The 15341-nt window shown below is 63.1% G+C and carries 12 protein-coding genes; 2 read left to right on the top strand and 10 right to left on the bottom strand.

The features are described from left to right. Window positions 1-147: 147 nt before the first annotated feature. Entirely contained in the window at window positions 148-1296 is a 1149-nt protein-coding gene (locus tag GEV06_21055) for a hypothetical protein (GenBank protein ID MPZ20379.1), read from the top strand. Between the two features lie 124 nt (window positions 1297-1420). Beyond that, window positions 1421-2635, top strand: a complete 1215-nt coding sequence (locus GEV06_21050; GenBank protein MPZ20378.1) for a hypothetical protein — start codon at window positions 1421-1423, stop codon at window positions 2633-2635. Window positions 2636-2721: 86 nt separating this feature from the next. On the opposite strand, the gene GEV06_21045 is transcribed toward GEV06_21050, so the two are convergent. The 10 genes from GEV06_21045 to GEV06_21000 form a co-directional block, all read right to left on the bottom strand. Beyond that, the gene (locus GEV06_21045; GenBank protein ID MPZ20377.1) at window positions 2722-4650 is read right to left on the bottom strand and encodes a DUF1080 domain-containing protein; all 1929 of its coding nucleotides are present in this window, start codon (window positions 4648-4650) and stop codon (window positions 2722-2724) included. 29 nt (window positions 4651-4679) lie between these two features. Further along, complete coding sequence (locus GEV06_21040) at window positions 4680-5183, bottom strand: TIM barrel protein (GenBank protein ID MPZ20376.1); 504 nt, start codon at window positions 5181-5183, stop codon at window positions 4680-4682. Between the two features lie 417 nt (window positions 5184-5600). After that, window positions 5601-6557 carry an NAD-dependent epimerase/dehydratase family protein gene (locus GEV06_21035; GenBank protein MPZ20375.1) on the bottom strand — a complete coding sequence of 319 codons (957 nt, stop codon included), beginning with the start codon at window positions 6555-6557 and terminating at the stop codon, window positions 5601-5603. A 43-nt stretch (window positions 6558-6600) separates the two neighbouring features. Further along, a complete protein-coding gene (locus GEV06_21030) occupies window positions 6601-7332 on the bottom strand; it encodes an SDR family NAD(P)-dependent oxidoreductase (GenBank protein ID MPZ20374.1) in 732 nt (243 codons plus the stop codon). Between the two features lie 129 nt (window positions 7333-7461). Then, entirely contained in the window at window positions 7462-8361 is a 900-nt protein-coding gene (locus GEV06_21025; GenBank protein ID MPZ20373.1) for a TIM barrel protein, read from the bottom strand. Continuing rightward, the gene (locus GEV06_21020; protein MPZ20372.1) at window positions 8358-8681 is read right to left on the bottom strand and encodes a PQQ-binding-like beta-propeller repeat protein; all 324 of its coding nucleotides are present in this window, start codon (window positions 8679-8681) and stop codon (window positions 8358-8360) included. The genes GEV06_21025 and GEV06_21020 overlap by 4 nt, the downstream gene beginning before the upstream one ends. Beyond that, a complete protein-coding gene (locus GEV06_21015) occupies window positions 8590-10191 on the bottom strand; it encodes a PQQ-binding-like beta-propeller repeat protein (protein ID MPZ20371.1) in 1602 nt (533 codons plus the stop codon). The genes GEV06_21020 and GEV06_21015 overlap by 92 nt, the downstream gene beginning before the upstream one ends. 155 nt (window positions 10192-10346) lie before the next feature. Beyond that, complete coding sequence (locus GEV06_21010; GenBank protein ID MPZ20370.1) at window positions 10347-11021, bottom strand: hypothetical protein; 675 nt, start codon at window positions 11019-11021, stop codon at window positions 10347-10349. A 40-nt stretch (window positions 11022-11061) separates the two neighbouring features. Beyond that, on the bottom strand, window positions 11062-11937 hold the full coding sequence (locus GEV06_21005; GenBank protein MPZ20369.1) for a hypothetical protein: 876 nt from the start codon (window positions 11935-11937) through the stop codon (window positions 11062-11064). A gap of 92 nt (window positions 11938-12029) precedes the next feature. Further along, a complete protein-coding gene (locus GEV06_21000) occupies window positions 12030-15341 on the bottom strand; it encodes a DUF499 domain-containing protein (protein MPZ20368.1) in 3312 nt (1103 codons plus the stop codon).

The following is a 15341-nucleotide window of genomic DNA, read 5'->3' as shown; positions in this document are numbered from 1 at the left end:
CAGCGTACCAAACGCCCCTGATTATTACAAGCTTTCTTTGAGACACGACACTAGCATGCGGGATGATAATCGATAATTGATGACAGATCAACTCACCGCGCGAAATTCGTCCGAGAGCTTATACGATAAGCTAGTTGGCATTGCGCCATGACCAAGCACTTGCGCGAGACCGCGATGGCGGTCTCCCTGCGTCGTCGTGACTTCTTGCGCGCCGCGACGGCGGCATGTCTGAGCCCGGCCATGTTCGGCGCCTCCCGGCAAGCTACCGGCTCCGCGCGGCGCCGCAAGGCCGTTGTCGTGACCTTCGGTGGCGGTGCGCGAGACGACGAGACCTTCATGCCGGAGGGCAGGGAGAACATTCCGCATCTCCTGGAGCAGCTGGTGCCGCAGGCGACGTTTTTCACACAGGTGGTCAACCGCGGCATCCTGGGCCACTACGTCGCGAACGCGAGCTTGGCGACTGGATCGTACGAGACCATCAACAACTTCGTGGCGGCGCCTCCGCAGCACCCGACGGTGTTCGAGTACTTCCGGAAAGAGCTGGATCGACCCGTCTCCGATGCCTGGGTCATCGCGCCCAGCAACGGCTTCGAGCGTATTGGCGAAAGCAGCCACGGCGCATATGGAGCGGGCCAGGGTGCCGGCGTGATTCTCCCCAAACGTCTCCTCGCCGCCGCGCTACCCTCTGGCGCGCGAGCCGAATACGAGTTTCTGCTTCACGACAACTACGAGTCGCCGTTCTACCAGCCTGAGGCGGCGGACACGGAGATCGAGCTAGCGCGGATGGCCGGGATCTTGAAGCTGTCGGTGTCCGATTTCCTGGCTGGCGCCCGCAGCGTAGAGAGCCCGGACGAGCTGTCGGTGTTCATCGCGCGAAGGCTCATGCGACAGTTCGCGCCGAGCCTCCTCTGGATTACGCTCCACGACATCGACATTGCCCATGCCGGAGCCTACTCGCTCTACATCGACGGCATCAGGCGAACGGACAGGCTTTGCGCGGAAATTTGGCAGATGATTCAGCGCGACCCGGAGTACACCGGGAGAACGACGATGTTCATCCTCCCAGATTTTGGGCGGGACTCGGATGGGGAGGCCAGCGGTAACGGATTCCAGCATCATCGCACTGGCGACGCGCGCTCGCGAACTACCTGGATGATGGTGCTTGGCCCAGGGATTCGTGAGAACGTCTTGATCGATCGCCCTGTGGAATCAACGGATCTGGTACCGACGCTCGGTTCGTATTTCGGATTCTCCGCGCGCTTTGCGCAAGGCAAGCCAATCGAGGGGCTGTTTTGAGCGTGCGAGGAAATAGGCGTAGCGCAGGCCTTTAGGCCTGCCTGCACCACGTGGGCAGGGCTGAAGCCCTGCGCTACGGCCGCGTGTTGATGGGCTGCTAAAGCCCTGCCGAACCTGAACGTCAATGCGCCCAGCTCAACTCAGACGCGAGCACTTCGCGGCGTATCCGCGCCTGGCCAAGCAGCTCGCCATCCGCGAAATCGAGCTCCTGCGGCAGCTCCCGCTCAGCTTCTTGGCGTTGCTGCTGCGCGAGCTGAAGGCGTACGACTGGAAGTTTCCAGCCGAGCGTCGCGAGATCGATGCGCAGCTCACGTATCTGACCTCTCTCTCGCAGGAGCGGCGCGGTCGGGTGATGCGCGAGCTCGCCCAACTGAGGCTCTCCTCGGCGCTCGAGGACATGGACTGGGTTGGCTCGCCAGGCGAGTTTTCCGAGCAGCTCTCGGCACATCTTTGGACGACGGACCAGATTGCGTCGTTTCGCGCGGCGGCTGTCGGCTTCCTCGATGCGGTCCGTGCGGCGGTTCCCCCGCAGCCGCCGGAGATCCGGCGTCTGGGGATCTCGGTTGTAGGGCGCGGAACGACGCAGACGAGCCACCCGCTCTTTCGCAAGCTTCGGCCGCACGGCGCCTACTTTACCCACGTGAGTCCAAAGAACGGCGTGCGTGTGCTCCTTGATCGCGTAGCTGCGCGCGCGAAGGCGCATGCCATCCCGTTTGCGCACTGGTACGTCGACGGCGGATCCGCAGAGGAGCCATCACCGGCCGGTGTCACGATGGTTTCGTACGATGCGCTGGAGCCAGTGCGCGCCAGTGTCGTGGCGAGACTGCGTGAGATGCTGCAAGCGGGAACAGGGAGCGAAGCCAGGCGCACCGCCCTGGCGCACCTCGGTCCAGAGGATGTTGGCCTGAGAAATGCTGCTGAAGCCGAGCAGGTCGTGGACCACTTCAAGGTGAGCGTCCTGTCCCAGGGATCTGGAACGCAATTCTTCAGCACGACTTTCGTCCAGTGGTCGGCACGAGAGCTGTTGTGGCGGGCGCAGCCCTTGACCTTGATCACGAGATTTGCGCCGCGGATGACCGAGCGCTCGATGAACGAAGCGCTTGCTGGCATCCCGACGGTTCCCGTGCTGGATCCGCAGGGGGCGCTGATCGACGCAGATATGGGCGCGTACTACACGTGGCTGAACCTGAAGCGGCTGCCCGGCGCCGCTGAATCGTCGTTCTTGGCTTGGTTCGAGGGACATACCGAAGCCGTCGTGGTGTCGCCATCGTTGGCTCGCGGCACGCAGTCCAACAGCGCCGTCACGCTGGAACAACTGCTCGACGAGATGGAGGGCTGACCCGTCCTGGTCGCGCGGCCTAAAGGCCGCGCGCTACGTCGCAAAATCAAACGCGTAGCGAGGGGCCTTCAGGCCCCTCGTCCTGACTAACGGGTGCTTGCGGACTGACCCCAAAAAATGAACGTCCCAAACCTGGTGGGTGTGGTGATATCCATCGCGCCATCCTTGTCGAGGTCGATCGCCAAGACGTGGGAACCGGCGCCCGAGCGATTGTGGATCAGCTCGGGAACGAGCTCCGCTCCACCCGGAGTCTTGGGACTGCGAACCGTCCGATACCAGTAGAGCACGGGATCTCCGTACGAATCGGGATCCGTGCGGCTGTCCAAGTGGGCCCAATAGCGCTTGCCCACGATGAAGTCCTCTATTCCGTCGCCATCGACGTCGGCATGGGCGGACCCGTGCAGTTGCGAGAACGTGACGTCGCCCGCGTTCTCGGTGCCGAAGTCGTCCATGACCATGTGCTGGACGAACGAGATCGCGTCGTCGGCCTCGCGCTTCTGCTCGAACCAGGCCAGGCCCCAGCCGTGCGCGCTGAGCGAGGTGACGACGTCGTTGAGGCCGTCGCCGTTCACGTCGTACACAGCCATCACACTGCCGCCTGCGCTGGTGCGGCCGGACGCGCGGGCGAATGCCTGCGGATGATACGTCCAGAGCTCTTTCGCGCCGCCGGATGCTGGCTGTTCCCACCAGCCGTACGCGTTCAAGATATCGACGCGTCCGTCGCCGTTCACGTCGCCGGCGCCGACCCCGTGCGCGGTTGCGTAACCGGTCTCGGAAATCGTGTGGACAATCCACGGCTCGGTTGGCTTCGCCGGATCAGGCTCGGCATATCGCATGGAGCCCTCCGCTCCGTAGACCAGCTCCGGCTCGTCATCACCGTCGACGTCGACGAGCACAGCGATCTCTGTCTGCTGCGCGGTGGTCACGCGATAACTGTCCCAGCGGCGCGTTTCACCTTTGGGATTGACGTACAGCGTGGCGCCGGCGTTGTCGCCGGAAAAGCTGGCATTAATCACGTCCGGCCAACCGTCGCCCGTGACATCTGCGGCAAACTGCATCCACACATCCGAGGTGTACTCGGAGGACGGGTTCTTCGTCAGCGCTGGATAGATCTCGCGATACTCGGTGTAGTCCGGGCCGAAGTACACGTGCGGGCCCGAGACCAGGTCGAGAACGCCGTCCTGATTGAAGTCCTTGGCAGCGACGCCCCAACTGTAGTAGAAGTCGCTCACACGCTGCAGGCGAAACCGGTTCGACACTTCTTCTGCGGGACGCTGTCTCAGCGCGAGATCCTTGTAGGCCACCTCCTTGAAGCGCACTTCGCCGGAGCCGCCGACGTGCAATGCCACCGGCCCGTAACGTCCGACCTCCTCTTCCGCAACGCTGCCGGGGCTGCCGCCGCCGTTCAGGAATACCCGGACGAGGTTTGCGTCGACGATGATCTCCACGCCATTCCACTCACCCGGACGCAGGCTCGTGTCCGGTGGCTCGACGGGCAACGTGACAGCGGTGTCGCGTCGTCGGGCCTGGGCCGCGCGACGACGGGCTGCTGCGCCAGCTCCGTCTGTCTCCGCGTCCGGATCGGGCGGCGGTGCGATGCGCACGCTGCCGCCGCCGCGACGGAGCGGCTCGCGTTGCACTTCCCGGCCATCCGTGTCCAGCGTCACAGCGTACGGCGCCTCGTCTTCGTCGGTGAGCGACACGTAGATTCCCTTCATGCCGGTCGCCGTCTTCTCGGCGCGAAGGAGCACACCTGCGCGGCAACCAGCCGAGCAGCGAAAAGTGGCGTAGAGCGCAACGTCTTGGTACGAGCGATCAAGGACGAGCCAGCCTCCGCCAGGCTCTTTCGGCGTGCCGATGATCTCACCCTGTTGCGCGCGCCACTCGGCTGCGCCGACGACGTGCCACCCGGCGAGGGTGGAGCCCTCAAATCTCGTGTCTGGCCGGAAGGAGGGGCCCGACGCCTGCAGGGCAGCGACGCCGACGAGAAGCCCCACGGCCAGCGTGAGGAGCATCGAGATGCGTAGTGTGCTCATGGTTTCGCTCAGCTCTCCAACGCCATCTGTTTGACGACCTGAATCGCATGCTCTGGAGTGGACGAGGTACCGTGCTCCGAGTCGACGTAGCCGTCATAGCCCATCTCGCGAAGCGTCCGGTAAATGTTTGGATAGTGGATCTCTCCCGTGCCGGGCTCGAGACGGCCCGGAACATCCCCAATCTGCACGAGGCGAATCCAGCCTTTTTCCAAGCCGACCTTGAGGTTGTTGATGATGTTGCCCTCGCTCAGCTGCAGGTGGTAGATGTCGAAGTCCACCTTCACGTGCTCGTGGGCTGCGGCGCTGACAACGTCGAACGCGGCTTCGGCGGTGAGGATCGCGATGTCTGGTGACTCGACACGATTGAGTGGCTCGAGCACCAAGTAGATGCCGTGTTCCACGGCGAGGTCTCCCGCCTTGCGGAGCCCTTGAATCAGGTTCTCGCGCTGCGCCTCCCAGGGGAATGTCGTCGTGCCGCGCGCCGGGGAAGATGATCGCGTCCGCGCCGCCAAAGCGCTGCGCCGTCCGAACGCCCAGCGAGAGCTCGTCGAGGTATTGCTGTTCGGCGCCCGGCCTGGTCAGGCCGGAGGTCCTTCCGGTCTCCCCGCTTCCCACGACGCAGGAGCACTTGAGGCCGGTCTGTTGCTGCACGTCCAGCATCGCCTCCTGTTCATCGGCCGATGCACGCCAGAAGCTGTAGGCCTTCACCTGTTGAGCAGCCACCGCCCGAATCCGCTCGCTCTTCGGCAGGGATCGGTCGAACATGATCTCGATGTTGATCGACGTGGTGAACGGCGGTGGCGTCTGGACGCGCCGGCGCTGAGCGTTGAGCGCAAGGGGAGCGAGGACACCCGCGGCAAGGAAGTGGCGCCGATTCAGGGGGCTGCTGGTTTCAGCCGGGCTCAGAGGTCGGTCTCCAAGGTGCAAGCTCAATCACGGCGAATGAGGTTGTTGTCCATCAGCCAGGTGACCGCTTCCTGCACCGCTTCGAGGGAGCTGTAGCGCGGCGCGTATCCCAGGCGGGCCCGCGCTTTCTCGATGCTGCAGTGTGACGAGTGGCTGATGTGGTTGTATGTCACCTCCGCGTCCTTGTCGGAAGCCGTGCGACGCCAATCATCCCAAGGCACGAATCGCAGACGCGGCTCGCGGCCAAACCATGCGGCCATGTGCTCGGCATAGCCCCGCAAGGTCAAGGCAGCCGCCGACACGACGTGAAAGCTCTCACCAACGGCGGCGTGACGATTGCCGATCGCTTGTAGGAACCCCTGCGCCACATCATCGGCGTGCACGTGGTGCAGCGTTTCCATGCCGAGGTGTGGCAGTAGGAGCTCGCGTCCGGTGGCGAGGTCCGAGTACACCTGCACGTTGAAGTTGGCAGCCGGATTGATGGGCACCCAGCCGGGTCCGACCAGATGGCCGGGATGGAGCAGCGTTGCCGGAAAGCCGCCAGCGCGCGCCTGTTCCAGGAGATAGCTTTCAATTGCTGCCTTGCGGCGGCCGTAGTCACCCAGGGGGTGCTTCGGTTCGGCCTCGGTCGTTGGCACCCGTGCGCTGGGACCATGCACCCAGATCGTTCCGCAGTGGAGGAAGTGCTGCACGACACCGCGCAGGCTGTCGACCAGGTGCGTCGCGCTCTCGAGCGTGTAGCAGATCAAGTCGACGACGACCTCTGCTTGCAGGTCAACGATCCTCTGACCGAAGGTGCCGTCGGCTTCTGCGGCCTCGCGGTCCAGCTCGACATGCCTCACCCGCGTCCAGGCTGGATGCGCGTGATAAGGCTCTCGTTGTTGCCGGCTCACGCACGTCACGTCGTGCCCGGCCTCCACCAGGCGTGGCGCGAGAGACGTTCCGAGGTGTCCAGTTCCACCGATGACTACGACTCGCACGGTTTCTGCTGCCTCCCTGCACAGGGCCTTGGTTGACGACCGATCAGGTCAGGAACCAGCCGCCATTGACGTTGATGGTCTGGCCGTTGATGTAGCCGTTACAGGCGAGCATGACGGCGACGTCCGCCACTTCGTCGACGGACCCGAAGCGCCCCACGGGGATGCGATCGGGTCGCGCGTTGGGATTGGACGTCACCATGTCGGTCTCTATCAACGCCGGCGCGATGGCATTCACGGTGATCCCCTCGCGCGCGAGCCGGCTCGCGTAGAAGCGTGTGAGGCCCAGCATACCGGCCTTGGACGCGGCGTAGTGAGGGCCCACGACGCCGCCAATCTGCGCAGCAACGGACGACAGGTTGATGATTCGTCCCCATGTGCGGCGCTGCATCGCCGGCAGGACGGCCTGCGTGACCAGGAAGCACGATTTCAAGTTCGCGGTCATCAGCTCGTCCCAGTCTCGCTCGGTGATCTCTTCCGGCGCCTGTGGACGCGAGATGCCCGCGTTGTTCACCAACACGTCGATCGCGCCAAGCTGGTCGTGTCCATCTCGAACGAGTCTCACGACGTCGGCGGCGATGGAGACGTCGGCCTGAATCGCGAGAGCGTCTCGTCCGAGCTGCTGAATCTCCCGTACCACATCGTGAGCCTCTGTGGAGCGCGCTCGAAAGTTCACGACGACGTTTGCCCCGGCCCGCGCGAGGGCCAGAGCAATGGCGCGGCCGATCCCTCGGCTCGAGCCCGTGACAAGAGCGACCTTCCCGTCTAATTGAGCCACGCCCGAATTGTGCCATGAGTAAGAGGTGACGGACGCCTCGGCGAGGCGGCCCTACCTAGAAATCGGCGAGGCGGCCCTACCACGGTCTGCGCGCACCGGGTGGAGGACACCGTGCGCGAAGTGAATGGCCTATGACCGGAAGCTGTACCCGAGCTTTTCTAGGTAGGCTCTGTTGATCGTCGCGGCTTCGAACGGCGCGAGCGTCATGTTCTTCGACGGATCGAGCTCCGCCATGATCACTAGATCGTTGCCGGACCCATCCAGCGCGTCCACGATGGCGGTGAGGTCGACCTGGCCCTGTCCGAGCGGGCAGTATCCAAGGTAGTGCTCGCCGCCGTCGTAGTCCTTCAGGTGGACGTGACGAACGACCGGTAAGAAGTCCTTGACGACCTTCACCGGATCCGATCCGCCTTTCTGGAGTTGTCCCACGTCCGGACCAAACTTGACGTAACGCGTGTCGACGGCTTCCATGACCGCGTAGGTCTCCTCCCGCGTTTCGACACAAGTATCGGTGTGTTGGTGGAGGACGCCGACCACGCCGATGTCATCGAGCGCCTTGGCGATCTCGTTCAGCGCCTCGACGATGTGCGCGCGATGCGCGTTGAAATCGTACGTCTCGCGCTCGACGCCATTGGGCCCGATGACGGCAACCGACCCGCCGCATTTCTTGATGAGCCGGCCCCAGCGGACCATTTTCGCGATCTCCTCCTTGCGCTTGGTCGTGTCGGTGAGATCCACCGGACAGTACGCCGAGTGCAACGGGAGGAGGGCTGCCTCCAGCACCTTGTCGAGACCACCTTTGGCTTCCCACGCTTCGAGGACGTTCCCAAACGATTCGAACGCCTGAAAGCCGAGTTGCGCAACGTCCTTGATGGCCTGCTCGGCATCGGCCGGCTGGAACCCCCAGGTAATCCCCGTATGGCCGGCTTCGAGCCTGCGCGGTGCTGCGCGCGCCACGATCTGTGAGGCGGCGGCGAGCCCCATCACGAGGGCCTTGCCAAAGCGTCGTCGGTTGAGCGCGTCCGTCATTGCGATTCTCCTTTGCTGGCGGGCAGCGCAAATACCACGTAGCCACCCTTGGTGCGGGCCTCCGGCCCTTCCGCCATCTCATCTCGTTCCGTGGATTGGCGGCCCCACGTCAGGGGCGTGGTGGCGCAGACCACCAGGTACTGACGTCCGTTGACTTCGAACATCGCAGGAATGCCCTCGGGACCGTTGGGCAGATCGGCGGTCCACAGCACGTCGCCGGTGTCCGCGTCATACGCGCGAATCTTGCCGTCTTTCGCCGGCGCGAAGACCAGGCCGCTCGACGTCACGATCATGCCGAGACTCTGGGAGCCGCGCGGCATGCCCGTGTCCTTCCCGCCTTCTGCCGCGGCGTGCAGGTCGGTCCCGAGCGGCTGTTTCCATTTGATCGTGCCTGCGTTCAGGTCGTAAGCGACGATCCAGGACCACGGCGGGCTCATGATGTACGGGTATCGTCTCCTGCGTGGAGAGCGGTGTGAACAACCCCGTCCGCGCCCGGGCAATGCGCGCCTTCCACTCGGCGTGCTCTTTCGGGGTCAGCAAATAGGGTGTGATGGCATCGGGGGTCAAAATCTGGCGGGCGTACGGTGGAGGCGCCGTGGGAAACGGCTGCGTGGGCCACGCCTCCTCGCCGGGCATGTTACTCGGCGGCACCGGTCGCTCTTCGATCGGCCAGACTGGCGTACCGGTGACTCGATCGAAGACGAACAGAAAGCCCTGCTTGGTGGCCATCGCGACGGCGTCGATGGTCTTGTCCTGGCGGCGCACGGTCACGAGCTGGGGCGCCGAGGTGTTGTCGTAGTCCCAGATATCGTGATGGACCGTCTGAAAATGCCAGAGGCGCTTCCCGGTGCGGGCATCCAGGGCGAGCAGACTGTTGCCAAAGAGGTTCGCACCACGCCGATCGGCGCCGTAGAAATCGTAGGTCGGCGATCCGGTTGGAAAGTAGGCAATGCCGCGCTCGGTGTCGATCGACATCTCACCCCACGTGTTGGCGCCGCCCGCGTACCGCCAGGCGTCCTTCGGCCAGGTGTCATAGCCAAGCCCGCCCGGCTGCGGAATCGTATGAAAGGTCCAGACAATCTTCCCCGTGCGGACGTCGTACGCGCGCAGATGCCCGGGCGTCGAGAAATAGCCCTCGCCGGTGGCTGATCCCATCAGAAGGAGGTCCTCGAAGATGCGCCCGGGCGTGTTCGACTGCGCGCGCGTGAGCGTCTCTGGATCGCGACCCAGGCCTTCCCTCAGATCCACCAGGCCGTTCGTGCCGAAGGTCAGGATCGACTTGCCCGTGTCGGCGTCGATGGCTTGAAGGAAGTTGTTCATCTGGAAGATCAGCCGCCGATCCCGGCGATCGGCGCTTTCCCAGTAATTGATCCCGCGCCTGGCGATTCCGCGCAGGCGCCCGTGGATCCAGATCTCCTTGCCGGTCGTTGCGTCGAGGGCCACCAGGGAGTTGTTCTTCGCCAGGACGTACATCACGTTGTCGACGATGAGCGGATTGAACTGGTACGAGTTGTTATCTCCGGTGGGATACGTCCAGGCGACCTCGAGCTGGTCGACGTTGGCCTTGGTGATTTGTCCGAGCGCGACGTACTTCGACGAGTCCGACCCTCCACCGTAGTCGCTCCACGTAACGTGCTGTGCCGCGGCGGTGCCGCGCTCGGCGGGCGCGGGCCGGCCATTGCTCGCCCCCTGCGGCGCGACCGGCGCGCAGGCGATCCCGATGCAGAGCGCGAGCAGCATCGTCCCTCGTGCCACGAATCGGAAGCCGACCGGTAGGGGCAGGCCGTTGTATAGGCGCATGGGAAAATTGCATCGATTATCGATTATCATCAGTTCAGCACACCGTATCGCCACTCCACCAAATTGTCAATGTTGATTGAGCCGAGAGCTCATTTGTTTGAAGACCGCTTCATAAGTAGATTCGAGTCATCGGGTTACCTCCGAACTCGACTGGCCGGCGGCCATCGCGAGAGCCAACTCCCCTTTCACCCGGCCTCGTATCGCTCCAACCGCTTTCGCACCGCCTTGAGGACCGACAGGTAATCGTCGTGGCCGACCATCTGGGTCGAGTGCGTCGTTGCGGCGTAAAGGGAGCTGTAGTAGTTGATGATCCGCATGCCCTCTTTGACCAACGTCTCCACGTCGCTCACCAACAATGGGTCGAAGGTGGTCGGATCCAGCGCGTGCGCCGGGTCCCGGTGCGCGTAGAACTTATCGCGCCACGTCACCAGCCGTTTGACCAGGGGATTCGATTTTACCTGCACGAATTCCAGGTCCGCCTCCAGCTGTGCGGCGTCAGGAAGTCGGGTGTCTTTGGCGAGAGAGTCGACATACGGATTGTCTTTCAGCCGCTCGCGAAATGTGTCTCGATCGAAAACGTCCTGACGCTCACGCACGAGTTCGAGAAGGTTCTTCAGATTCAACGAATCCCTATTGTGATCGTAGGCCTTGCAGATCCGGTAGACGGTCGCATCGATGAGCGACCTCAATGTCAGTGACCAGAACGTCCACGATTGGCTGATCTCGCGCTCGTACTCGCCGTTCTTCGCTTCGATCAAGTCTTGATACAGCTTGAAATAGATCGCGGCCATCACGAGTTCGTCCGCGAGGGCGTCCAATAAGGGCTTGAAGTCAGAGTCGTCCCGCAGTCGTAGCGCCATGTCGGTCGTACCTCGCAAGAAAAGTCGCGTGATCAGTTCCCTACTTTGACCAAGGTGTCTCAGATGAATTCCGCATGAATTCCAAGACGTCGACCATCCGCTCCGAGCCGAACACCGACGCGTCCGCCTTAAGGCCCCGTCCGCCGATGGCGGCCGGATATCGCTTCAAGACGTACAGCATCGCGAACATCCGTAGCATGAACTGCGTGAAGTGAACGATCCTCAGCCGCTCTTCAACCTTCTCTGGCTCCGTCGGAATTGCCAAGATGCTGACCGGAGTCTCCTTCGATGCGGGATCCTTCGGGTGGGTCGCGAAGATGATGGCCGGCGCGCTCGGAAGCTTCGACGCATACGGTCGCCCATCGGGCACAAGCACCAGCCCGTGCTTGATCTTGTTGAACGCCCTGACCCCTGTCGCCCGCTGTCCCGGCCAGCAATCCTCCACGAGGAAATAACAGGCTCTACGAAGGACCTTCTGCAGGTCGATCTTCGGATGGTGCTCCGACCAGCTCGCGGGCATCCACTCGGCCAGACCGAGCCCGTTATAGAGGTCGTCACCGGTATCGATCTGGTGTCGTTCGAGGACGGATCCGAGCTTCACCTGGCCAGCGCCGTAGGAAATCATCCGATGGAGCGGCAGGATCGTTGGATCGCCTTTGATGGAAAGGAACGCATCCATGAACGCCCCAAGGTCTTCGTACGCCGTGTACTCCTCGCGGTAGACATTCAGGAGAAAGGCGCGCTTGTGCAGCTCGTTCGGCTCTGACTTGTATCGGGCCTCGAGGGCTCGGACAACGTACTCCCGCAGGCTGCCGGTAAAGGCCGCATAGTCATAGAAGTAGTCGCCCTCAAGCTGCGCTAACACGCCCTCGACGGTCGCGGTGTGTTTATGCTCTTCAACAGGATCACGCTTCATCGGATAGCTCCGCGTCGGCGTTTGGGCGCGAAAGTTGCCGAGACCCACCGATGAAGATCTTGGCCACCTCTGCATCACCGGTTCCGGTCTCGCTATTGAATCCGCAGTTCGTCGTCTAGGTCTTTGAACAGCTCATTGACCGCAGCGACCAGCTTGTCGTGTGGGCGCTGCTTACCTTTGATCTCGACCGCCAAGCGGAACCTTAGCTCGTGACCCGCGGTCATCTTGATTAAGTCCGGGAGCACGTCGACGAGATCCTGGAGCTGGTTGGGTTTGAGTGCGGTGGCAGCGCTGGTTCGGGTGTCGCTGGCGGCTGCAGGCGGAAGCGTAGCAGCAACGGAGCCAGGCTCTGGTACGACAATCGAAACGGCCGACGCGTTGGAGTAGTCGCACGGCCAGTCGACGCTGCCGGGGCCACGATCCAGCACCCGCGCGCGAAAGGCGGCGTCAATGGCCTCGCGCACCGTGAGCCAAGGAAGGGTTCCACCCACCTTCTTTGAGAGCGCGACGGCTACCGACATCGCGTCGCTTCTGCCACTCTGCCAGGCGTCGGTGAGGCTGTTCGGCAAGAGATCGAGCGGCGAGATCGGATCGGGCGGAGCCTGAAGCACGGTATCCGCGGTAACGAGCGCGGGCGGCACATCTTCGCCAAGCAGACTCGCCGGCCCTGACGTCAACCAGAGCCATCCTTCTTTCACCGCCGCGCGCAGGGCGCCATCGACTACGTCGGCCAGCACGCGGGGGACCGGCATCGGCTCGTCGTAACCTCCCCGAGAAACGGTAATCGTATGGGCGCCGTCGAAGAACGTCCGGATGGTGGCAACGGTGACCTGTGGCATCCTCCACAAATCATCGATCATGCCGGGCCGGAGAATGTTGGGCGACAGATTGACAAGCTCGGCTTTGTCGGGCAGCACGAGATCAAGCTGGGGATCGTCGAGCACGTCGGAAGGCGGCGCCTGCCGCCACCACGTCTGAATGGACTTGTCGGGGCGAGTGAGACGCGCCACGAAATAGCCCTCTTCGCACCCTCGGATGATCGTGTCAACGATCGCCTGACGATTCAGCATCTTGGGCAGGTGAGGAAATCTGGCAAATGCACCGACGAGATCGCGAACCGGTCGAGATTCCTCGTCGTCTCGCCAGAGCTGGTACGGCCCGCCAGGCAGTACCGCGTCCGGACTAATTGCGCTCTCCTGGATGCGCGAGCGGGAATCCGCCTTGATCGTATTGAAGAGCGGCGCATCGGAGACTTGAACGCGGAAAGCCTGCACATCGTTGTCGGAAGACACCGTGACAACAATGCAGTAGGCCTGCTGAATGGCGTCGCCGATGCGCTTCAAGGCCGCATTCCTGTAGGAGTCGAGATTCTGCTGGCGTACGAGATCAAGCTCGTGCCCTTCTTTCTTGAGCGCGTCGTCCACAGCCAGCCATCCGAGGTAATCGCGTACGGCCGTCCGCGCGATGTAGACGCCCTCTCTGGAAGGCACTGCCAGCACGATGGCGTTCCGCTCCGTGCGTGGCCGGTCGGCGGCGGTCGTCTCTTCGATGAACCGCCTCGCTTCCGCGCTCGGCTTGCCCGACTCTGATGCAGCCGATGGTCCCAGCACCACATACCGAAACTGGCCATCGTCATCCACCATCCCCGGCCTTTCCGGCAGATTGTGAACACGGGCACCGGCCTGAGAGGCCGTCGCGGTTAGTGTCTTGTTCTTGCGAATGGCGCCAAGGAGGTGTTCTTCGACTGTCTGGTCGGCGACGCGCGTGACGGCGTCTGCATGCATTTGTTTCAGGTTGGGACGGGATCCCAACCGCCAAACAGCCGGCGGCGACTTCACGCCGTTCGTGGCTCTCGTGTCGGCGTCTGCAGCTTCGTCCAGGAACCAGGAGCGGTCGAACCACTCGCGAAGAGCCTTCTGCAACGTGATCTTGTCAGGCCTGGTTGCGCCCACGAGAACCAGCAGTTCTCGGAGTTGAGCGCGGGCACCAGGGGGCTGCGAGTGCAGGAAGGTCGCCAACACGGCCTGTTCGACCTCGCGATGCTGTAAGTCGCTCAACTCCTGTTGAACGCGCCGAGCCTTTTCGAGCTCACCTGCGAGAATCGATGACCACTCTTGCTTCTTGCCCTCGTGTTCCTCAACCGTCGCTACCTGAGTCAACTCACGTGCGGCTTCAGAGAGACCGTCTTCGGTCGGCGCCGCGAGAAAGACGTTCGGGCCGACGACCGGAGACGTATCCCACTTCTCCGCTTCGCGGAGTGCCAGCGCGAACGTCCGCAGCACGCCGCGCGTGCGTTGGAAGCCCTGGAGCTGCGTCCACTTCGCGTAGAGCACCTCGGTGAGGTCGGGATGGAACGGGTAGCTCGCCACAAAGCGAACTTCTTCGTCTTTCCTCGATTTCTTTGTTTCGTCGTCAAGAACTTCGATGCCGTTCAGCGCCTCGATCACCGGCTTCCGGAACGCTTCCTTGGTCTGGAGCGATTCCGGCGTGAAGAACCGGCGCCGCAGTACCTCTGCGACATCCTTCTTGCTCACGGGCTCCACGCCTTCTTCTCGCTCGCGCCGGAAGATCGCGTACAGCTCGTCGGTGATCGCCCGGCCCAACTCATCGTTCTTTGCGACGTCGGTCGCGAGGAGCGAGGCGACGATGGCGCAGCGGTCGACCTTGGTTGCAGCCTGCGTGAGCGCCTGGAAGAAGTTCTTCAGACGCTCGCGCCATGCTGGGTCCGCGTCGACCGCCGCGTGAGCGAACATCAGCACCTCGTCCATCAGGATCAGGGTGGAGCGCCCGTCCTTCTGCGGCGTCTCGAGTAGCAGCGTCAGCAAGTTCTCCGCGGGTGCGGTCCTCCGTTCTTCCGGTTTGTCGTCCGGGTGCAGGATTCGTAGGCCGTCGGCGCCGGCGAGCTGCCACGCGAGCGCGCTCCAGGGCTGCCGGAGCATCCGCCTGTCACCGGACGGGTCGCGGACCTCGGTCCCTTTCTCCGCATCGAATTTGTCGAAAGGCAGTACGGCAACCCGCGTTGGTGGCAGCGGTAGGTCGATCCGCGCTTTGAATTCGTCGACCGCCGGCAGTTGCGGCAGCGACGCTGGATCGGTCACGAGGTGAAACAACGTGATGAGCGTGTGCGTCTTGCCGCCGCCGTAGGTGAGCTCGAGCTGTCGGACCGCTTTCTGATTCTTGCCTGCCAGGCGGCGGACGACGTCTCGCGCGAGATCGAGAAGCGCAGAGGTAGGGTAGGTGAGGGCGAAGAACTCCTTTGGATCTTCGTAGATGCGCCGCTTCCCGCTCCGGAGCGCGACATCATAGATGTCGGCCGCGAATTCGTTGAGTGCCAGCTCTCCTGTGCGAAGGTCTTCGCGCAGTTGAACGACCTGATGCCAGGGATTCCATGACGGCTTGCTCAT

It is taken from the genome of Luteitalea sp. (assembly GCA_009377605.1).
GTDB lineage: Bacteria > Acidobacteriota > Vicinamibacteria > Vicinamibacterales > Vicinamibacteraceae > WHTT01.
Note: the sequence above shows the minus strand (reverse complement) of the source record. Positions and strands in the feature narration are given on the sequence as shown.